Source organism: Intestinibacter sp. (assembly GCF_022780145.1).
In the GTDB taxonomy this organism is placed as follows: domain Bacteria; phylum Bacillota; class Clostridia; order Peptostreptococcales; family Peptostreptococcaceae; genus Intestinibacter.
Window position 1 is genome coordinate 1 of record NZ_JALEXO010000240.1, and the last position, 19,953, is coordinate 19,953.

Annotated in this window: 22 protein-coding genes and 1 pseudogene; 13 read left to right on the forward strand and 10 right to left on the reverse strand. The window is 29.5% G+C overall.

The window, feature by feature from the left end; translation table 11 throughout:
• The 7 genes and pseudogenes from MR593_RS09000 to MR593_RS09030 form a co-directional block, all read right to left on the reverse strand.
• A partial coding sequence (locus tag MR593_RS09000) for a thiamine pyrophosphate-dependent enzyme (RefSeq protein ID WP_290692053.1) occupies positions 1 to 815 on the reverse strand: 815 nt, incomplete at its 3' end.
• A 16-nt stretch (positions 816 to 831) separates the two neighbouring features.
• A complete protein-coding gene (locus MR593_RS09005; protein ID WP_290692055.1) occupies positions 832 to 2,013 on the reverse strand; it encodes a pyruvate ferredoxin oxidoreductase in 1,182 nt (393 codons plus the stop codon).
• A 3-nt stretch (positions 2,014 to 2,016) separates the two neighbouring features.
• On the reverse strand, positions 2,017 to 2,316 hold the full coding sequence (locus tag MR593_RS09010; protein ID WP_290692057.1) for a 4Fe-4S binding protein: 300 nt from the start codon (positions 2,314 to 2,316) through the stop codon (positions 2,017 to 2,019).
• Positions 2,317 to 2,888: pseudogene (locus tag MR593_RS09015) on the reverse strand (2-oxoacid:acceptor oxidoreductase family protein).
• 630 nt (positions 2,889 to 3,518) lie between these two features.
• Positions 3,519 to 4,358: a 3-methyl-2-oxobutanoate hydroxymethyltransferase gene (gene panB / locus MR593_RS09020; protein ID WP_290692059.1), complete on the reverse strand. Its 840-nt coding sequence runs from the start codon at positions 4,356 to 4,358 to the stop codon at positions 3,519 to 3,521.
• 24 nt (positions 4,359 to 4,382) lie between these two features.
• Entirely contained in the window at positions 4,383 to 5,123 is a 741-nt protein-coding gene (locus MR593_RS09025; RefSeq protein ID WP_290692061.1) for a cyclase family protein, read from the reverse strand.
• 218 nt (positions 5,124 to 5,341) lie between these two features.
• The gene (locus MR593_RS09030; RefSeq protein ID WP_290692063.1) at positions 5,342 to 5,851 is read right to left on the reverse strand and encodes a ferritin; all 510 of its coding nucleotides are present in this window, start codon (positions 5,849 to 5,851) and stop codon (positions 5,342 to 5,344) included.
• A 253-nt stretch (positions 5,852 to 6,104) separates the two neighbouring features.
• On the opposite strand from MR593_RS09030, the gene MR593_RS09035 reads away from it, so the two are divergent.
• Entirely contained in the window at positions 6,105 to 6,491 is a 387-nt protein-coding gene (locus MR593_RS09035) for a YkvA family protein (protein ID WP_290692065.1), read from the forward strand.
• Between the two features lie 180 nt (positions 6,492 to 6,671).
• A complete protein-coding gene (locus tag MR593_RS09040; protein ID WP_290692067.1) occupies positions 6,672 to 7,214 on the forward strand; it encodes a hypothetical protein in 543 nt (180 codons plus the stop codon).
• 103 nt (positions 7,215 to 7,317) lie between these two features.
• Here the strand turns inward: MR593_RS09040 and MR593_RS09045 are convergent, their stop codons facing one another.
• Complete coding sequence (locus MR593_RS09045) at positions 7,318 to 8,508, reverse strand: aminotransferase-like domain-containing protein (RefSeq protein WP_290692068.1); 1,191 nt, start codon at positions 8,506 to 8,508, stop codon at positions 7,318 to 7,320.
• 234 nt (positions 8,509 to 8,742) lie between these two features.
• Here MR593_RS09045 and MR593_RS09050 point away from each other — a divergent pair, with 234 nt between their 5' ends.
• Complete coding sequence (locus MR593_RS09050; RefSeq protein ID WP_290692070.1) at positions 8,743 to 9,024, forward strand: HEAT repeat domain-containing protein; 282 nt, start codon at positions 8,743 to 8,745, stop codon at positions 9,022 to 9,024.
• Between the two features lie 156 nt (positions 9,025 to 9,180).
• Here MR593_RS09050 and MR593_RS09055 read toward each other — a convergent pair whose 3' ends face one another.
• Positions 9,181 to 10,257 (reverse strand): pyridoxal phosphate-dependent aminotransferase, encoded by a 1,077-nt coding sequence (locus MR593_RS09055; protein WP_290692072.1) that lies wholly within the window; start codon positions 10,255 to 10,257, stop codon positions 9,181 to 9,183.
• Positions 10,258 to 10,411: 154 nt separating this feature from the next.
• Between MR593_RS09055 and hpt the strand changes: the two genes are divergently transcribed.
• The 5 genes from hpt to MR593_RS09080 all read left to right on the forward strand — a co-directional run bounded on the left by hpt (position 10,412) and on the right by MR593_RS09080 (position 13,935).
• Positions 10,412 to 10,936, forward strand: coding sequence for a hypoxanthine phosphoribosyltransferase (gene hpt / locus MR593_RS09060; protein ID WP_290692074.1), 525 nt, complete (start codon positions 10,412 to 10,414; stop codon positions 10,934 to 10,936).
• A 129-nt stretch (positions 10,937 to 11,065) separates the two neighbouring features.
• Positions 11,066 to 11,974 (forward strand): phosphatase PAP2 family protein, encoded by a 909-nt coding sequence (locus MR593_RS09065; protein ID WP_290692076.1) that lies wholly within the window; start codon positions 11,066 to 11,068, stop codon positions 11,972 to 11,974.
• A gap of 23 nt (positions 11,975 to 11,997) precedes the next feature.
• Positions 11,998 to 13,227 (forward strand): NAD(P)/FAD-dependent oxidoreductase, encoded by a 1,230-nt coding sequence (locus tag MR593_RS09070; RefSeq protein WP_290692078.1) that lies wholly within the window; start codon positions 11,998 to 12,000, stop codon positions 13,225 to 13,227.
• 133 nt (positions 13,228 to 13,360) lie between these two features.
• Positions 13,361 to 13,582, forward strand: a complete 222-nt coding sequence (locus tag MR593_RS09075) for an alpha/beta-type small acid-soluble spore protein (RefSeq protein ID WP_290692079.1) — start codon at positions 13,361 to 13,363, stop codon at positions 13,580 to 13,582.
• A 185-nt stretch (positions 13,583 to 13,767) separates the two neighbouring features.
• The gene (locus MR593_RS09080) at positions 13,768 to 13,935 is read left to right on the forward strand and encodes a hypothetical protein (RefSeq protein ID WP_290692081.1); all 168 of its coding nucleotides are present in this window, start codon (positions 13,768 to 13,770) and stop codon (positions 13,933 to 13,935) included.
• A gap of 58 nt (positions 13,936 to 13,993) precedes the next feature.
• Here the strand turns inward: MR593_RS09080 and MR593_RS09085 are convergent, their stop codons facing one another.
• Positions 13,994 to 14,467 (reverse strand): hypothetical protein, encoded by a 474-nt coding sequence (locus MR593_RS09085; RefSeq protein ID WP_290692083.1) that lies wholly within the window; start codon positions 14,465 to 14,467, stop codon positions 13,994 to 13,996.
• A gap of 179 nt (positions 14,468 to 14,646) precedes the next feature.
• Here MR593_RS09085 and MR593_RS09090 point away from each other — a divergent pair, with 179 nt between their 5' ends.
• From MR593_RS09090 to aroB, 5 genes are all read left to right on the forward strand, one after another.
• The gene (locus tag MR593_RS09090) at positions 14,647 to 15,129 is read left to right on the forward strand and encodes a hypothetical protein (RefSeq protein ID WP_290692085.1); all 483 of its coding nucleotides are present in this window, start codon (positions 14,647 to 14,649) and stop codon (positions 15,127 to 15,129) included.
• A 212-nt stretch (positions 15,130 to 15,341) separates the two neighbouring features.
• Entirely contained in the window at positions 15,342 to 17,114 is a 1,773-nt protein-coding gene (locus MR593_RS09095; RefSeq protein ID WP_290692087.1) for a GAF domain-containing SpoIIE family protein phosphatase, read from the forward strand.
• 32 nt (positions 17,115 to 17,146) lie between these two features.
• Positions 17,147 to 17,749 (forward strand): flavodoxin family protein, encoded by a 603-nt coding sequence (locus MR593_RS09100; RefSeq protein WP_290692089.1) that lies wholly within the window; start codon positions 17,147 to 17,149, stop codon positions 17,747 to 17,749.
• A gap of 25 nt (positions 17,750 to 17,774) precedes the next feature.
• The gene (gene aroC / locus MR593_RS09105; protein WP_290692091.1) at positions 17,775 to 18,944 is read left to right on the forward strand and encodes a chorismate synthase; all 1,170 of its coding nucleotides are present in this window, start codon (positions 17,775 to 17,777) and stop codon (positions 18,942 to 18,944) included.
• Positions 18,932 to 19,953, forward strand: a 1,022-nt coding sequence (gene aroB / locus MR593_RS09110) for a 3-dehydroquinate synthase (RefSeq protein WP_290692093.1), incomplete at its 3' end; no start/stop codon positions are given. The genes aroC and aroB, both read left to right, overlap by 13 nt.

Genomic DNA, 19,953 nt, shown 5'->3' on the forward strand with positions numbered 1-19,953 from the left:
AAGAATTCTTCTATTGGAAGTTTTTTCTTAGGTTCGTAGTTAAGTATCCATTCACCTTCTACAACTTCAAATAGTGGCCAGTAGCAAGTTTCAACAGCAGCCTTACAAACATCCATTATTTTATCTGCTGGGTATCTCCAACCTCTTGGACATGGAGCCATTACGTTTAAGAAAGCAGCCCCTGGAGTGTAGATAGCTTTTTCTGATTTAGTGTGTAAATCCTTGAAGTTCTTTATAAATGTAGTTTGAGCTACATATGGAACATCGTGGTCAGCTATTATAGAAGCTAAGTCTTTTCTGTTTTGTGGTTTACCATTTGACTTACTTCCAACTGGAGTAGTTGTAGTATCGGCAAACATTGGAGTAGCTGATGAACGTTGGATACCTGTATTCATGTAAGCACCGTTATCGTAGCAAACATATACTAAGTCGTGGTTTCTTTCCATAGCTCCTGATAATGATTGTAGACCTATATCGTAAGTACCACCGTCACCACCGAATGCTATGAATTTGTAGTTTTCGTCTACTTTACCTTTTTTCTTTAATACTTTATAAGCTGATTCAACACCACTTAGAGTAGCACCTGCACAAGCAAATGCAGTATGTATGAAAGAATCTTCCCATGCAGTATATGGATACATGAAAGTAGAAACTTCTAGACAGCAAGTAGCGTTGCATATTACAGCTTGGTCTTCTTCATGAAGTCCTCTTAAAACGTTTCTAACAGCTATAGTACCACCGCATCCAGCGCACATTCTATGACCTGGAGCTAAACGTTCTTTTTTATTCATTGTTTCTTTGAAATTATATGTCATTTTTATTATCCTCCCCTTAGTCTCTTACTGATAAGTAACGATAAGTATCGCCGATATTACCAGTTTTATCTACTTCTTGTAAATCATTGAAAACTTGTGTTAAGCTTTCAACAGTAACGTCTCTACCACCTAAACCATAGATGTAATTTAGAGTTTTAACATTAGCACCTGCATCGTATAAAGCAGCTTTTACATCATAACCTAAAGGTCCACCTTGAGAAGACATACCTTCAGCTCTATCCATTACAGCTAATACTTTTACATTTTTTAATGCAGCAGCTATTTCAGCAGCTGGGAAAGGTCTATATAATCTTATTTTTAATATACCTGCTTTTATTCCTTGTTCTCTTAGGTTGTCGACAACGTCTTTAGCAGTACCAGCACTTGAACCGATAATTACTAATGCGTAGTCAGCATCGTCTAATTTGTATTCTTCAAATAATCCGTAGCTTCTTCCTGATATTTCAGCGAATTCCTTTGCAACATCTAAAGCTACAGCTTTTGCATTTATCATACCTTGAGCTTGAGATCTCTTAGATTCCATATAGTAAGCTGGAACTCCATAAGGTCCTACTGCAAGAGGATGACCTGCATTTAATAAGTATTCTTCTGGTTCGTATTCACCTACGAATGCTTTTACTTTTTCATCTTCTAATAATTCTATATTTTCAACAGCATGAGAAGTTATAAATCCGTCTTGGCAAACCATTATTGGAAGTCTAACATCTTTATGTTCTGCTATTCTGAAGGCTTGGATGTAATTATCATATGCTTCTTGGTTGTTTTCAGCAAATAACATTATCCATCCGCAGTCTCTAGCACTCATACCATCAGAGTGGTCGCAGTTTATATTTATTGGTCCAGTTAAAGCTCTGTTAACTAATGCTAGAGTAATTGGTAATCTGTAAGATGCAGCTACTGATAGCATTTCTAGCATATATGCAAAACCTGCAGAAGAAGTAGCTGTTATTGTTCTAGCGCCAGCGGCTTCTGATCCTATACAAGCACTCATTGCACTGTGTTCACTTTCAACTGGTACGAAAACTGTGTCAACTTGTCCATTAGCAACATAGCTTGAGAAATATTGTGGTATTTCTGTTGATGGTGTTATTGGGAAAGCTGGCATAACGTCTGGGTTTATTTGTCTCATAGCAGTTGCTATTGCTTCATTTCCTGATAATCTTTCTCTTATTGCCATTTATTATTCCCCCTTTATCATTTCTATTGCATCACATGGACAAACTGCTGCACATATTCCGCAACCTTTACAATGTTCAAAATCAAAATCTAATCTTTCTTTATCTACAACTGGTATAGAACTGTCTGGACATACTGGAACGCATAGTAAACATTGTTTACATTTTTCAGCTATAAATTTAGGAGTGTTAACTCTCCATTCACCAGTGTTGAATTCCTTAGAAGTTCCACCGCCTTGAATATTTCCACCTATTGATATATCTTTCCAAGATACATTTTCACTGTATTTTTCACTAACTTTCATTTATTTTACCTCCTCTAAAGCCATTTCTAAAGCCTTTAAGTTACCTTCTATAACTTCTGGTTTAGATTTAAATTTATGCCCAAAAGATTCTTTCATTTCTGCTAAGAATGTATCTATTGGCATAATGTTACTTACTTTTACTATTGCAGCAAGCATTGGAGTATTAGGGAAGTATTTTCCTAAAGCAGCTATTGATACCTTTCTTGCATCTATAGTATAAACTTTTCCTTTGTATCCTTTAAGTTGAGGGATTATTTCTTCTTTAGATTTTGCTGTATTTATTACTATAGCTCCATCTTCCTTTAATCCTTTTGTAACATCAACTGATTCAAGTAAAGTTTCATCTACAACAACTACAAAGTCAGGATTGTAGATATTAGAGTGAACTCTTATTTGTGTATCGCTTATTCTGTTGTAAGCAGTTATTGGAGCCCCATTCTTTCTGGTCCGTATTCTGGGAAACCTTGAACGAATTTTCCTGTGTTAAAAGCAACATCTGCTAAAAGTAGAGATGCAGTTTTAGCACCTTGACCACCACGGCCATGCCATCTGATTTCTGTTAAATTACTCACTTAATCATCCCCTTTTATATATATAATAAAATTTTATATTTTGGTTAAATTTATTATGATTACGTTTTCATAAATATTATATAAAATACGCAATTATAATAAGAAAATATTTATTTTAAAGATCAATAATTTCCTATGCATTATAAAAAATCATAATATTTAAAATACATATAAATTTAAATATTTAGGTCGAGAAGTGTATTATATTTTTCTATTGTGATATTTATGCTATAAAATAAAAATATAAAATTTTAGTTTGGTTTAATATAACGCACTTATGTATGTAATATTAAATAATATTTATACATTAATGTTAATCAATGTTAAAAGAAGTGTCAATAGAAAAAATAAAATTACTTCAAACAATTTTTTTTTTATTGAAAAAAATAATTTTTTAATTATTTTAATGGATAATATACGTTATAACATACGATGAAAATTTAGTATTTTTTGAAAATTCTCTACTAATTTCAATAAAAATACGTTATATTAAATTAGAGAAATATGTTTTGTGTATGATATAACGCACAAAGAAAAGTAGAAAATTTACAAAAAATAAATCAACAAGAGAGATGTTATTTGATTAAAAAATTATAATTTTATAACATATCACTCTTGTTGAAATTGTGATTATTTGATAGTTTTATTTAATTCATCTACAACAGAGGAATCTATTTTATATGTATGTTCCTTTTGAGGGAAAGTTCCGTCTTTTACCTCTTTTATAAATGTTTTAAATGCGTTTGACATAATTTGTCCGACTTCTGCGTATTTTTTGACAAATTTCGGAGTGAAATCGCTAAACATTGCCAACATATCTTGGTAAATTAAGACTTGTCCGTCACAACCAGCTCCTGCACCTATTCCAATTGTAGGTATAGACAACTTTTCTGTTATAATAGCGGCTATTTCAGCGGGAACTCCCTCTATAACTACTGCAAAGGCTCCAGCTTCTTCTACGGCTAGTGCATCGTCTATCAATTTTTGTGCTGCTTCAATGCTTTTACCTTGGACCTTAAATCCACCAAATGCATTTATTGATTGAGGCGTCAACCCTATATGTGCACAAACTGGTATTGTAGCTTTGACAATTGCCTTTATTTGATCGCAAACATCGGCACCACCTTCGAGCTTAACTACATCAGCACCGCCTTCTTTTATCAATCTACCAGCATTTTCTACTGCCTGTTCTGTAGAGACTTGATATGACATAAATGGCATATCTCCAACTATTAAGGCATTTTTTACACCTCTTTTAACTGCTTTTATGTGGTGTATCATATCCTCCATAGTGACTGATAGGGTATTTTCGTAACCTAGCATTACATTTCCTAGAGAATCACCGACTAAGATGCTGTTTACTCCAGCTTCATCCATTAGTCTAGCAGTTGAATAGTCGTATGCTGTCAGCATAGTGATCTTTTCTCCTGTTTCCTTTGCTTTTTTAAAAGTTGCTACTGTATTTTTCATACTTTTTAACTCCTTTTCAAAATATTATTTAGGGCAAATTGCAAAGCATCTCGCTGTAAATCCAGCTCCGTTTTTAACCTTAGGGAAGGTAGTAAATATCAGTGCACCGACAGCAGGACATTTATCTAGGTTTTTAAGTAGCTCTATTTGGAATCTACCTTTACTAAGTACGTAGTATTCGCCTATATATCCATCTACTGCAATTACTACAGGAGCATCAGTGTCGCTTTGTTCGTGTCCTATTGCAGCTACATTTCTTTCTTCAATTAAAAATTTAAGGGCATCGATTCCCCAGCCAGGGTAGTGCTTATTGCCATCAGCATCTCTATTGTCCATTTTTTCAGATGTACCCCTTTTGTACCAATCAGTTCTAAATGCTACGAAGGCACCTTCTGGGATCTTTCCATTTTCTTTTTCCCAATCTAGGATATCCTCTTTAGTAAGTACGTAATCGCAATTATCTACAACAATTTGGCTTTTATCTATTACGCATAAAGGCATTACCATATCCTTTGGAGTGAAAGTTTCTAATGTATTAGCTCCTTGCACAAAGTGGACAGGAGCATCTACATGTGTTCCATATTGGCTTACTAATGTGTACTCGTGTACTTGAAATATTGTTGTATCGAAATCAAATGTTGTATTCATTGACATATCTGGAAATCCGTCCCAATGAGGTGTGTCGGGACTAACTTCATGGCTTAACTCAACCCATGTACATTCCTTTTTCCATTCGCTTAGTTGTTCCCATAGTTTTTTATTCATGTATAACCCTCCTTCTAAAAATTTATGGAATATTCAATAAATTTTAAAAAATCTATGATATAAGTGTAGCATGATTTTATATAATGTAAAGCAAAAATATTTTATAAACGAAGTTATGTAATTTTCATATATATGTAAAAAAACTATAATTATCTAAAAGCTGTAGATAATTATAGTTTTTTATACTTTTACTATTAAAAATAAAAATCAATTTTAACTTACTCAGCAACAGGAGCAACATAAACTCTTTGTGCCATTTCATCGTCTAGCATATATAAAGCATGTGGGTTGTCTATGCATCTTTTAACTTTTTTCAATATAGTAGTGAAGTTATCTTCTTCTTCTACTTGTTCGTCGATGAACCATTTTAAAAAGCTCATAGTTGCGTGTTCTTTTTCATCAGTTGCGATGTCCATTATATTGTATATTCTCTTAGTAACTGTTTCTTCGTGAGCTAGACCAGTTTCAAATACTTCTACTAAGTCAGTATATGTTTCTTTTGGTTTATCTATTTGTCCAAGTACAACAGTTCCTCCTTTTTGGAATACATAGTCATAAAATTTCATACCATGATCGATTTCTTCTTTTGCTTGAACTCTAAAGAAGTTAGCAAATCCGCTTAAATCAATAGATTCACAGTAAGCTGCCATTGCTAAATAAGTATAAGAAGAATAAAGCTCAAAAGTAATTTGATCATTAATAGCATTTTCTAAATTTTTGCTTAACATTAAACATTCCTCCTAAAATTAAATTTTGACTAACTATATTTTACAATATATTCCCAAAAAATTAAACCTCACAAACCAAATATATAAAATTCCATTATTACATTTTTCTTAAATATAAACTAGAAATATTGTAATATTTTTAATAATTTAATACTATTAATTTAAGTAAAAAATTTTAATTTGAAAATTATTAAAAAAGGAGTATAATTTTATAACGATATAGATTATATTCGAAAATACGAGGAGAGAAGAGATGAATAAATTTTCAAATATAGTTAATAGGTTATTAGACTGGTTTAAAAATGTTTTAGTTAGATTTAAAAAAGCAGGTTTTGGAGTATTTTTTATTAAAAATTTGTTTTTATTACCTGATTTTTTTACAGAACAAGACTTGAAGATTTTTCCTAAAATGAAGGTAGTGTTTACATTTCTAATAACTTTGTTTTATTTTATGTCTAGTATTGATCTTATGCCAGAATTTTTATTTGGAGGTTTCGGTTTTGTAGATGATTTATTAATACTTGTATGGGCGATAGGTTTGATAAATGAAGAGCTTTCAAATTATAAAATGATTCTAGAAAATGGTCCAAAATCAAAAATAATTGAAGATGTAAATTGGAAAATAAAAGACGATATGTAACATTTTAAATTATTTTTAAATATTATAAAAAAGTAAGATACTAAAGGACAATTTGTTGTTATAATTATAGGTAGGAGTAAAAATAAATTTAAGTTAGTTTATAAAAAAAGTTATGTTTGATTAAATATGTAAAATTGATTTCAATAGAATTAGTAAATAGTTGTTAAACGGGGGAATTTTATGAAGAAGGTAAAATTATTAATTGTTTATTTAATGGCTATTTGTGTATGTGGGTGTAGTCATAGCTTTAAAGAAAATTTTTCTCATATAGATAATGAGAAGGATGCGATAATAGCAACATTTGGAGAATATAATTCAACAAAAGGTACAGGAGTAGTTTTAATAAATGAAAAAGAACATGAAAAAGATAGGACTTATATTTATTATATAGTTAGGCCGCCTGCTTTAGAAAATTATAAAAAGGCGCTTAAGGCGGAGAGTTCTACTAAAAAACAGGAACAAATTGTAAATGAAATGTATAACAAGGTTGAACAAGAGGCAAGTGAAGAGGTTATCAAAAAAATTGATAAGCTATACACTAATAAAAATGTCGATAAAATTCGTATAGAGGTCGGTGTTGTATGGCCTTATGGAAAACACGATTATACAAAACCAGGAGAAAATATTGTAGGAAAGAAAATTGCATATATAAAGACTTTTAACTTTACTAGAGAAAATTATGCTGAACTTCTAAAACAATATGAAGAAAGTAAAGTAAGTTAAAATACATATTTCTTAAAAAATGAACTAATATAATAATATTTATAACTAAAAAATAAAAGCGAAGATGTAAATAAAATTAATTACCTCTTCGCTTTTTGATTTATTATTTACAGTATTTATAAGTTAATTCACCTAGTATTTTTATTCCCTTGATTATATCTTCAGTAGATGGAGTAGAGAAGTTCATTCTAAAGCTTTGACAAGGCATGCTTGTATCAGCTAAGAAAGCAGTACCAGGTACTAGAGCTACTTTGTTTTCTAGAGCTTCTGCTACAAATTTCATCATATCTACACCTTCTGGTAGAGTTACCCATACGAACATTCCACCTTCTGGTTTAGTGTATTTCACACTTGGATGGAAGTTTTCAGCCATTGCGTCTTGCATAACTTTGTTTTTAGCTCCGTAGATTTCTTTTAATTTTTCTATTTGAGCGTCCATATCACAAGTAGCAAGGATTCTTTCGCATATTACTTGACTCCAAGTAGTACTATGTACGTCGTTTAAGAATTTAACTTGTTTTAAAGCGCCTATGATTTCTGGTTTACCCACAGCACATGCAACTCTTATTCCAGGTGCTATTATTTTTGAGAAACTAGCTGCGTATACTACTATACCTTCTTCGTCGAATGATTTTATAGGAGCTACAGCTTCTCCGCTAAATCTCAATTGACCATAAGGGTTATCTTCAAGTATTATTACACCGTATTTTTTACATAATTCATAAACACCTTTACGTTTTTCAAGTGACATAGTTATACCAGTTGGATTTTGGAAGTTAGGTATAACGTATATAAATTTAGGTGTTGGTTTTATTTGTAATTTTTCTTCTAAGTCAGCTAAATCTATTCCGTCGTCTTCCATTTTAACTCCGACTAAATTAGCGCCATTACTTCTTATAGAATCAAGCACGCCAAGGAAAGAAGGATCTTCAGTTAAAACTGTATCGCCTTCGTTGCATAATACTTTAGCTAAGAAATCAGCTATTTGTTGGCTACCAGAAGTACATATCATCATATCGTCTTCTCTTACGACATTTCCATCTCTATTTAAGAATTTTTTAGCTTCTTCTAGTAGAGGATGATATCCTTCAGTTAATCCGTATTCTAGAACAGATAAAGGTTTATTAGTAAGAACTTCATTTGAAAACTCTGCTATTTTGTCTATTGGGAAAGAATCACTTGCTGGATTTCCCCCTGAGAATTTGATTAAAGTAGGATCTCCCATCATCGCTAATATATCTCCTGCTGGAGATGGTTTTAAGTTTTTGTATCTGTTTGAAAGATTGTATTGCATATTTGTGCCCCCTTTATTTAAAACTATATTATTTATTATATAACAAAAAAAACATAATTCAAAGTTTGAAAATATTAAAAACTTATTAAAGGATTTTAAGAAAAATATCACAAATTATTTATATTAAGTTCACATTTCTTTCCTATAATTAAAACATAAATTACAAAGAGATAAAGTTAAGGGTTATTATAAAAAAATCTAAAGAGCATAATTAAGTCAAAAAGGAGGATTATAATGAATAATCAATTTGAAAAGAAAAATGCCTTGGTAAAAAACCTGATAGCTTGCACAAATTCAGACAATTATAAGATAAGAGCTGCAGCATATACAGCACTTGGAAATTTTGTAGATATAGATGAAGTCCTTTATAAGATGAAGGATGGTATAGAAGATTCCTGTACTGAGGTTAGAGAAGCTGCAGAGAAATCACTTAAAAAAATTTACAATGAAAGAAAAGAAAAGGAATTTTTCCAAAAATGGCTTTATGAAATTGAAGAGCTTAGAAAAATTTCTTAAAAACTAACTACGATATCAACTAAAATTAAAATATCCACTTAAACGGCAATTTTAAAAATTTTTAAAATGCCAATTGGAATTATATTTCTATCCCCAACGAGTATAATTCCCGACAAAAAACTGCCATTTTAATCGGCAGTTTTTTGTTTTGTCTATTTACTTGAATATAGCTTTTAAATTTTTTATAAGCAATCTATTTTCTTCAGGTTTTAATATACATACTCTAAAATAGTATTCAGAAAGTCCATCGAAGGAATTACAATCCCTGATTATTATTTTTTTAGGAAGTAATTTTTCTCTAAGCTCTTTAGCTGTAAATTTTTTAGAATTTATTTTACATAGTATGAAATTACCTTTGCTAGGATAGACTGTTAAATCGTCTATACTGCTCAATGCTTTAGTCAAATAATCTCTTTCTCTAAGCATAGCATCGATAGTATTAGAAATAAACATATTGTCTAAAAACATTATTTCTCCCATTGCAGATGCTACTATATTTATATTCCATAAATCCAAGTTTTTATTTATGTCTTCTTTTACACTTTTGTCTCCTATAAGTCCGTATCCAAGTCTAATACCAGGAGTTGAGAAGAATTTTGATGTTCCTCTTATCACAAATAATTTATTGTAGGTATCTACTAGCTTAGTTGATGAATAGATATTTGTTTCTGTAAATTCTATATATGTCTCATCTATCATAATGTAGCAATTTGTATTTTTTAAAATATATTCTACTTGATCTTTAGAAAAAGCAAATCCTGTAGGGTTGTTAGGATTGCATATTATAGTTAAATCGTAATTTCCTTGGTTTATAGAATTTACCAATTCTTTTTCATCTATTACGAAGTTATTTTCTTCTTTAGAAAAATATTTTACAACTTCAGAATTTATTTTATTAAGCTCGTTTTCGTATTCAGAATATGCAGGTGATAGAAGTAGAGTTTTATTTGGTTTTATTGTCTTTATAAATGATGATATTAATTCTGTAGCTCCACTACCTAAAACTATATTTTCTTCCAAACAATGGCAGTATGTAGATATAGATTTTTTCAAATTTACATATTCTGGGTCTGGATACATAGAGACCATATTTATGTTGTTGATTACGTATTCTTTTGCTTTGTTTGAAGTCCCAAAAGGATTTATGTTAGAGCTGAAGTCCATAAATTCGTCTTTTGAGAATCCGTATTTGCTAGATAAATCATATAAATTCGCACCATGATTTACACTCATCTTTAAGCCTCCTTATAAAGTACAATTTCTTATATAAAAGTATAAATATATAAAAAAATATAATCAATAATATACATAATTATATTTATTTGTATTGATACAATTTTAAATAAAATATATAATAAAATGAGAATTTGTAAACAGGAGGATTAATATGTTTAAAATTGCAGAAGTAATGTTATCTGAAGAACAAATAAAAGCAAAAGTAGTTGAATTAGGAAAAAAAATAGAAGAAGATTTTAAAGGACAGGATTTATTAGTAGTAGGTATACTTAAAGGAGCGAGCGTATTTGTTTCTGATTTAATAAGAAGCATAAATTTAGATGTAAATATAGATTTTATGAGTGTTTCTAGTTACGGAAACGCAATGGAATCTTCAGGCTCAGTAAAAATACTTAAAGATTTAGATGTAGATATAAAAGGCAAAAATGTACTAATAGTTGAAGATATAATAGATTCAGGATTGACTTTAAGTAATTTAACAAGAGAATTAAATGCTAGAGATCCAAAATGTTTAAAAATATGTACACTTTTAGATAAACCTCAAAGAAGAAAGGTAGATATTCCTGTTGACTATGTTGGATTTGTTATAGAAGATAAATTTATAGTTGGATACGGAATAGATTATGCTGAAAAATACAGAAATTTACCTTATATAGGTGTAGTTGAAGACGTTTAGAATACATTGATATATTATGTTGGTTTAAAATATAGACTGTGAAATAATTAATTTTATTTTTGCAGTCTATTTCTATATTTTTAAATATATGGTAATAATATATGATAGTACAGAAGGAGGATGAAAATTATGGATATTCTTTTATTTTTTCAAAGTATAAGAAATGATATTTTGACTATGATATTTACGGCATTTACAATCTGTACAGAGACTATGGCTGTTACGTTAATAGCTGCTATAATGTACTGGTGTATAGATAAAAAATGTGGACAAAGATTGTTATTTGCGGTTACAGGAAGTATAACTATAAATTCAGGGTTAAAAAATTTCTTTAAGGTTCTTAGACCTATAGGAAGTGAAGGATTAGAATCGTTGAGAACATCTACTGCTACAGGATACTCTTTTCCAAGTGGACATACTCAGACAGCGACTACAGTTTGGGTTTCTATTATCGAATATTTTAGAAAAAATTGGGTGACTGTACTTGGGATAATAATGGTATTAGGCGCTGGAATTTCTAGACTTTATTTGGGTGTTCACTGGCCCACAGACGTATTAGGTGGATGGATTTTAGGCATTATAATAAGCTTGATTTTTGTAAAATTATTTGATTATATAGATAAGAATAAATCTTATTACATATTATTTTTGATTTTAATTATATTTGCTGCGATTTCGTACTTTTTAGCTGGAGAAGAGTTAGTTAAAAGCTTTGGAATGTACACAGGATTTATTTTAGGATATATAATAGAGGATAAGTTTATAAATTTTAGCACAGAAGAAAGTAAAAAAACAGTGAGTATTTTTACAAGTAAAAAGTCAAAACCTAGTGTTAAGACTAAATTATTGAGATTTGTACTTGGAATAGTTACATTGGGTGCTGTATATGGCTTATTGAAGTATTTATCAATTGTAATATTTGGCAATAATTCGAGCGAGGCTATTTTACTAATTGTAGATTATATTAGATATACTTTGATCGCGCTTTGGGGCGTGGCAGGAGTACCCTTTTTATTTGAAGTGTGCGGTTTAGATTAAAATAATTTTGAGAGGATGATTTTTTGAAAAAAGTAGTGATTATAGGAGCTGGAGCTAGCGGTATGGTAGCTGCAAAGGTAGCTTCTGATAGAGGATTTAAGGTTATCGTGCTTGAGAAGCAAAAGAGATGTGGACGAAAATTAGCTATAACAGGTAAGGGAAGATGTAATATAACAAATGACTGTGATATAGAAGAGTTGATAGAAAATGTTCCTACAAATGGAAAATTTTTATACAGCGCATTTTATACATTTACTAATGATCAAGTTGTAGAGATGTTCAACAATCTAGGAGTTGAGACTAAGACAGAGAGAGGAAAGAGGGTTTTTCCTGTAAGTGATAAGGCTATAGATGTAGTAAGAGCATTGGAAAAACAAATGAGAGATGGCAAAAACGTAGAAGTTTTGCTAAATTCAAAGGTCGATAAAATAATAGCAGAAAATGGAAAGGTCAAAAAGGTAGTACTCTCTGATAAAAAGGAACTTGAATGTGATAGCGTAATTGTGGCTACAGGTGGGGTTAGCTATCCAAAAACTGGTTCTACTGGAGATGGATATAGATTTGCTAAAAGCTTAGGACATACGATAATTGAGCCAAAGCCTTCTCTTATAGGGCTTGAAGTCAACGAGAGCTATGTAAAAGACTTAGAAAAGTTATCTCTTAGAAATGTGAAAATAGATGTCTATAACAGCAAAAATAAAAAAATTTATGAAGATTTTGGAGAAATGGAATTTACACAATATGGAGTGGATGGTCCTATTATAAAATCTGCAAGTTGTCGTATGGGAGATATGTCTAAAGATAACTACAAAATAGTTTTAGACTTAAAGCCTGTTTTAGACGAGGAAAAATTAGATAAAAGAATACAAAGAGATTTTCAAAAGTATTCAAACAAGAATTTTGAAAACTCTCTAAATGATTTACTACCTAAAAAGCTAATTCCAGTAATAGTAAAATTGAGTGGAATCAATCCATATATGAAGGTAAATCAAATATCTAAAGAAAATAGAAAAAATTTAGTCCATCTAATAAAAAATATGACGTTTACTGTTAAAAATTATAGACCTATTGAGGAGGCTATAATTACTTCAGGCGGAGTTAAAACTAGTGAAATAAATTCTAGTACTATGGAATCTAAATTGGTTTCAGGATTGTTTTTTGCAGGAGAAATAATCGATGTAGATGCTTATACAGGAGGATTTAATCTTCAGATAGCTTTTTCTACAGCTTATTTAGCTGGAATGAACTGTTAATTTGATAAAAATAAAGGCTGTGCTATTTAAATGTCGTTTATTAAGAAATTTGTCATAAATTGTATGTATTATAAATTATATAATCCATATAATACTACCAAGAAACAAAATTAATAGAAAAGAGGTATTAAATATGTCAAATAATAATAACAACAATAGAACAGCAGTCCCAGAAGCAAAACAAGCATTAAATCAAATGAAATTAGAAATAGCTAATGAACTAGGAATGTCTGATTATCAACAAACTGACAAAGGAAATTTAACAGCTAGACAAAACGGCTATGTAGGTGGATATATGACTAAAAAACTAGTTGAAATGGCAGAACAACAAATGTCAGGAAAAGTTCAAAAATAAATAGAATGCGAATAATATTTTAATTAGATAAAAGTGGTAAGCTCATTTACAAAGTGGGTTTACCACTTTAGTAGTTTGTATATGAATAAAGCTGTATTTATTGGTTAAAATAGATTTGAAGATTTACATATATAATTATTTCAGATTTATGTAAATTAAAATTTATATAAGAGGGAAGTGGCGTTATGGCAGTAGATTTTGAAAAGATAAAAAATGATTTTATAAATGCAGATTTAGATGGTAAAATTCGCATTTATACAACAACTCAAGGACTTACAACAGAGCAGTTTAGAGAATTATTAAAGTACTATCCGATAAAACACTTATCTAAATTAGAAAAGGCATTAGGATAAAATGTGGATTTGTAGAAAATAAGATATGTATTACCTTATTTTCTACAAATATATAAAATCAATTAAAATGTGTTTTATGCACATATTTGTAGATTTTTTCATTCCCAATATCTATCTCACCTGTCTCGATATATTTTATTATAGCTTCAATGTCGTTTATATTTAGGTATTGAATAGGAATATTTAACAAGTAATCGCTATTTTTTAAGATTTTTTTTAATTTTATTTGTAGTGAAACAGTAGATTTAGTAGCGTTTTTATTGTATTTAGAATTTATATAATTTTTAAAGTTTTCATTTTGATTTTTCATTAAGGTGTTTATATAATTTATGTACGAGTTTTGAAAATCAGCTTGATTTAGAATAGATTCATCTAGGATATTAGAGAGTACTTTATTTGCATAGATATTTTCTGCAAACTTTTCAGCTGTTAGTTTTCCAGAACTAATACCTTTTTGATATTTTCTGATAAATTTTTTAGTAGAGTTATAAATTTTATTTCTAGTGTTTAAGTCAAGTTCTTCTATTATCATAATTATATCGTTCTCAAAATGTATCTGAGAATAAGCCTCCTTTTTTATTATTATTATTTAACAAAAATTACATTAATATACATCAATACAAAAAATATTTTTTTAAACCATAAAATGTATAAAAATAAACACCTTGGAGAAAATAGAAATACATATTTTTAATAGAAGGAGAGTTTACTATGTTGAATGGAATAATAAAATTGTTTTATACAGAAGTAGTTAAAAATAAAATAAATAATTTGCCTAAAGACGAATACGAGATAAATGATCAATTTAAAAAAATACAAAATATATCTTGTAAAATAGATAGTGTAATTTTTACTATGTTAAAGATTTTTATAGCAGTGATGATATTGATTGTTTCTTATAAAATAAATGTCTATTTTGCAATAGGCTCATTTTTTATTGAATTTGCTTATGTACTTTACAAAAAAAGCTTTAGAACAAGGGCAAAATCAGACATAAGTACGATAAAGCAAACTATAAATAAAAATAAAGACACTATCTTGAAGGAAAGAGGAACAAGAAATATATCTTTTTTAATATCTATACTGTTAATTGGTTTAATTACAGGATTTACATGGGTATTGAGTTTAAGCTTTTTTGTAATCCTTGTAGTTACAGCGAGAGATATATATGTAAATTTTAAAAATAATGTGTAGGATATTAGTATTTAAATTTTTCAAAAATATACATCTATTTATTTGAAATAGTGAAAATATTGGGCAACTTTACTTGGATTATATTAATTATTGTGATAAAATTTATCTACATTAAAAGGATTTTATATTTAATATGAACTTTTTGTTGTTTTGATAGATATTTTATACTTATTAGAGATTTTATAGATAGTTAAAATCAAGGAGGATGCTTGATGGAAAAAAAGAGAAATTTAATGAAAAATTTAGTGGATATATCTGTTATGGTGACTCAATCTACAAATTTTTTTGAGATAAAGGATAAAATAGTAGATAAAATGCTAGAGGTTATAGAACCTACAAAGGCATGTGTTAATTTATTTTACAATAATGATTTTGAATATGCTTATTTGGTATGTTCTGCTACCTTAGATTATGTACCTAAGGCATTTCCACAAAATTGTAAAATAGGTACGAAATTAAACTTTAATCAATCATATCCTGAATATATACATGAAGCTGTTAGAGATAAAAAAATAATATATGTTGAAGATATTTTTGACAATCCAAAGGCAGTTGATGAAAGAGAACTAGCTAATATGGAGGGGTATAAAGGAAGAATAGTATTTCCTTTAGTTTTAAATTATAAGGTTATAGGATTTATGACTTGCTTCTTGACAGAGGAGGATTCTATTGAGGAATTAGACATTACATTTATATCTTCTGTCGTATCTTTAATATCTTTATCTATCGAAATCACTATGGAAAATGAACATACAAGAGACTTGATAGATAAGCTTAGAGAGTCTATAAGTAATATAAATGATGTTACTGCAAAATTATATTTGAATAATGATGTAAATGAATTTATGACTGATTTAAATACCCAAGCAAAAAATTTAACTAAAAGCAATGAAGCATTTATTGTAATAGATGATTTAAATTATGATTATAAAATCTTTAGTACATTAAAAAGTAAAAATAGAAAAAAAATAGATTTTCAAAAGATATTATCTGAGTTGAAATCTTATGACGAAGATGGAAATTATGAAAATGACCCTGATTTAACGATTTTAGAAGACTTAAAAGTAAATAATTATATATATTATAAATTAAAAGAAGGAAATGAAGTAGTAGGATGTATATTATGTTCAAATAGTAAGGGATATACTGAGGATGACTTCAATATACTAGAATTAATTTCTAAACAGGTTATATTAGGAATGCAATTATATAAATACAATCAAGCTGAGACAAAACATAAATTAATTGCAAATGAATTAAATATATTAAATAAACAACAGAAGCTAATTATGAATGAGAGTGAAATGAATTTAAATGACGAGAAAGACCTTTATTTTTACCATAGACCAGCGACTGTTGTAGGTGGAGATTTCTATCATGCACAAGTTATAGATGAAGATAAAGTAGCGTATATAATTGCAGATGTCATGGGACATGGTATAGTCTCAAATTATATAGTTGCATTAATAAAGGGGAGTTTTAAAACTCTATGCTATAATTACGAATCAGCATCAGATATTATGAATAGATTAAATCAAATTTTATACGATGAATTCGATAAAATGGGTGTTTTTACTACTTGTATAGTTGGAATTGTAGATACTAAAAATAATACTCTAGATATTTCAAATGCAGGACATTATTGTCCTATTATAATCGATAATTTTGGAAGATTAATATCTGATGAAAGTGAGGTATGTAAGAAAAATATTCCATTAGGTGTTCTAGAAGATGTAGAGTATAAACAGGTTACAATACCTATAAAGGATATTTCTATGATTTGTATGTATACTGATGGGATAATAGAGATGAAAAATAAAGAAAAAGAAGAATTTGGAATACAAAGATTTGAATCTTTTTTACTTAAAAACTATAAATTGAAAAAAGACGACTTCATAATCGCTTTAAAGAACGAATTAGAACAATTTGCTTCAAAGCGTAATTTTGACGATGATATATTGATAGTCTGTCTAAGTAATAAATAACGAATATCAGTTAAACTAATAGGAGGAATTTTATGGGGAAAAATGATAAAATATTGATAATTAATGGAAGTCCTAGAAAAAATAAAAACTGTGCTTCTGTCATAAAAGAAATAATAAAAAAATTTGAAGAAAATCAAATAGCATATAAAGTGTTAGATATATACAAGATGAATATTGAGTATTGCACAGCATGTGGTGCTTGCGAAAAAACAGGACATTGTAGAATAAAAGACGACATGACTCCAATATATGAAGAATTCAACCAAAGTACAGGAACTATAACAGTTAGTCCTATGTACTTTGCAAGTGTATCTACAAAGGTCAAGACTTTAGTAGATAGAACACAATCATTTTTCTCTAGCAAATATGTATTGAATAAACCGTCTATAGATAGAGATAAATTTAGATTAGGTATGTATATTGCAATAGGGGGACAACCTGAATATAAAAATCAATTCTTAGGAGGACAGCTTGTGATGGATATATTCTACAAATCTATAAATACAGATTTAGAATATAATTTATATTTATCAAATTCAGACCAAGTTCCATTTGAAGAGAATGAAGATTTCAAAGCTAAATTCAACAAATCTGTTGATGAATATATATATAAGATAAAACAAAATAATAATTAATATTGTAAAGTAAGGGGCGATGAATATGTTAAGGTATTTGACAAGTGGTGAGTCACATGGACAAAGTTTGATATCTATAATAGATGGTATTCCATCAAATGTAGAGTTAAATTTTGATGAAATAAATAGTGAACTTAAAAAACGTCAATGTGGCTATGGCCGTGGTGGAAGAATGAAGATTGAAAGTGACAAGGTAAATATTTTAGGTGGTGTTAGAGGTAAAAAGACATTAGGGGGACCTATTTCAATCGAAGTAAAAAATAAGGATTATCAAAACTGGACTGAATACATGGCACCTATGGAGGATGTCGATTTTGAAACTAGAAAGGTAGATAATGTAAGACCGGGTCATGCGGATTTAGTTGGATGTCTAAAATACGATTTTACAGATGCTAGAAATGTACTTGAAAGATCTTCAGCTAGAGAAACAGCAAGTAGAGTTGCAGTAGGGGCAATTTGTAAGCAAGTACTTAAAAATTTCGATATAGATTTTGTCTCTCATGTCATACAAATAGGTGATGTGAAGGATGAAAATATATACGATTTTGATTATATAAAAAATAACGTAGATAATTCAGAGGTCAGATGTGCAAACAAAGAAATGGAAGCCAAGATGATTGCACAAATAGATGAAATAAAAAATGAAAAAGACACTATAGGTGGAGTTGTAGAAGTCAGAGTCAAAAATGTAATTCCAGGACTTGGTTCATTTACTCAATTTGACAGAAAATTAGACGGTGTATTAGCTATGCACTTGATGGGAACTCAAGCTATAAAAGGTGTCGAATTCGGTATAGGATTTGATGTAGCACGTCTTCCAGGCTCTAAGGTAATGGATGAAATAATCTACAACGAAAAAGATGGAATAAGAAGAGCTACAAATAGACTAGGTGGTATAGAAGGTGGAATGACAACAGGTGAAGAAATTGTAATAAGATGTGCGATGAAGCCAATTCCAACACTATACAAACCTCTTAACTCAATAAATGTAAATACGTTAGAAAAATATCAAGCCACAGTAGAACGTTCAGATACTTGTGCCGTTCCTGCATGTAGCGTTGTATGCGAAAATGTAGTGGCTTTCGTTATATGTCAATTTTTCCTAGAAACAATAGGAGGAAGTAGCTTAGAGGATGTAAAGAGAAATTACAATTCATATGTTCAAAGGTTGGGTGAAAGAGGATGGAAAAAATAAAAAATAAAGTATGTAATATTTTTATAGATGAAAGCTATAGAAATTTTAACAAGGCTTTAAATAAAATTAGTGGTACTTCTGACAAAAATATAAATGAAATATACGATAACGTGTTAGTAATTTCTGATGAAAATGTATACAAAACACAATTAAATAAATTTATAGATTTACTAGGGGCTAAATTTGTAAGTGAATACATAGTTCCAGCTGGAGAAGGTTCAAAATGTATAGAGACATTTGAAAGAATTCTAGAACATGGATTAAAAGCTGGACTTACTAGAAAATCCCTAGTAATTGCAGTTGGCGGTGGAGTAGTAGGAGATTTATCAGGATATGTGGCAGCTTCATACATGAGAGGTATTGATTTTATACAAGTGCCTACAACTCTTTTAGCACAAGTAGATTCATCTATTGGAGGTAAAACTGGGATAAATCTAGGTACTTATAAAAATGTAGTAGGAGCATTTTATCAACCTCAATTTACATTTATAAATGTATCAGCTCTTAGAACTCTTCCAGATGATCAGTTTAGAAATGGAATGAGTGAAGTTGTTAAATATGGATTTATATACGATTATGAATTTATTGATTATTTACTAGAAAACAGTGAAGATATACTAGATAAAAGAGACTCAGCGCTTAAATACATAGTGACAAAATGTGCAGAGATAAAAGCCAATGTCGTAGAAGCTGACGAAAAAGAAGGTGGACTTAGAAAAATCCTTAATTTCGGACATACTTTTGGACATGGTGTCGAAAAGCTTTGTCATATAGCTCATGGAGAAGCCGTGAGTATCGGTATGAACATGGCATTTAAGCTTTCTCTAAAGAAAAATCTAGTAGACGAAGAGTACTACAATAAATTTTTACAAATATGTCAAAAATTTAATCTACCTGTAGAATTTGAAGGTGCAGATGAAAAAGAAGTACTAAATATTATGAAGAGCGATAAGAAAAACAGCTTTTCAAAAATAAATATGATGCTACCAGTAGGACATGGTAAAGTACA

Bases quoted from the DNA above. Each gene is read 5' to 3' on its own strand.
- hpt (WP_290692074.1), top strand. From the start codon at position 10,412: ATGTTTAAAATTGCAGAAGTAATGTTATCTGAAGAACAAATAAAAGCA.
- MR593_RS09075 (WP_290692079.1), top strand. From the start codon at position 13,361: ATGTCAAATAATAATAACAACAATAGAACAGCAGTCCCAGAAGCAAAA.
- MR593_RS09050 (WP_290692070.1), top strand. From the start codon at position 8,743: ATGAATAATCAATTTGAAAAGAAAAATGCCTTGGTAAAAAACCTGATA.
- MR593_RS09040 (WP_290692067.1), top strand. From the start codon at position 6,672: ATGAAGAAGGTAAAATTATTAATTGTTTATTTAATGGCTATTTGTGTA.
- MR593_RS09025 (WP_290692061.1), bottom strand. From the start codon at position 5,123: ATGAATAAAAAACTATGGGAACAACTAAGCGAATGGAAAAAGGAATGT.
- MR593_RS09005 (WP_290692055.1), bottom strand. From the start codon at position 2,013: ATGGCAATAAGAGAAAGATTATCAGGAAATGAAGCAATAGCAACTGCT.
- aroC (WP_290692091.1), top strand. From the start codon at position 17,775: ATGTTAAGGTATTTGACAAGTGGTGAGTCACATGGACAAAGTTTGATA.
- MR593_RS09010 (WP_290692057.1), bottom strand. From the start codon at position 2,316: ATGAAAGTTAGTGAAAAATACAGTGAAAATGTATCTTGGAAAGATATA.
- MR593_RS09065 (WP_290692076.1), top strand. From the start codon at position 11,066: ATGGATATTCTTTTATTTTTTCAAAGTATAAGAAATGATATTTTGACT.
- MR593_RS09045 (WP_290692068.1), bottom strand. From the start codon at position 8,508: ATGCAATACAATCTTTCAAACAGATACAAAAACTTAAAACCATCTCCA.
- MR593_RS09055 (WP_290692072.1), bottom strand. From the start codon at position 10,257: ATGAGTGTAAATCATGGTGCGAATTTATATGATTTATCTAGCAAATAC.
- panB (WP_290692059.1), bottom strand. From the start codon at position 4,358: ATGAAAAATACAGTAGCAACTTTTAAAAAAGCAAAGGAAACAGGAGAA.
- MR593_RS09095 (WP_290692087.1), top strand. From the start codon at position 15,342: ATGGAAAAAAAGAGAAATTTAATGAAAAATTTAGTGGATATATCTGTT.
- MR593_RS09080 (WP_290692081.1), top strand. From the start codon at position 13,768: ATGGCAGTAGATTTTGAAAAGATAAAAAATGATTTTATAAATGCAGAT.
- MR593_RS09030 (WP_290692063.1), bottom strand. From the start codon at position 5,851: ATGTTAAGCAAAAATTTAGAAAATGCTATTAATGATCAAATTACTTTT.
- MR593_RS09085 (WP_290692083.1), bottom strand. From the start codon at position 14,467: ATGATAATAGAAGAACTTGACTTAAACACTAGAAATAAAATTTATAAC.
- MR593_RS09035 (WP_290692065.1), top strand. From the start codon at position 6,105: ATGAATAAATTTTCAAATATAGTTAATAGGTTATTAGACTGGTTTAAA.
- MR593_RS09100 (WP_290692089.1), top strand. From the start codon at position 17,147: ATGGGGAAAAATGATAAAATATTGATAATTAATGGAAGTCCTAGAAAA.
- MR593_RS09090 (WP_290692085.1), top strand. From the start codon at position 14,647: ATGTTGAATGGAATAATAAAATTGTTTTATACAGAAGTAGTTAAAAAT.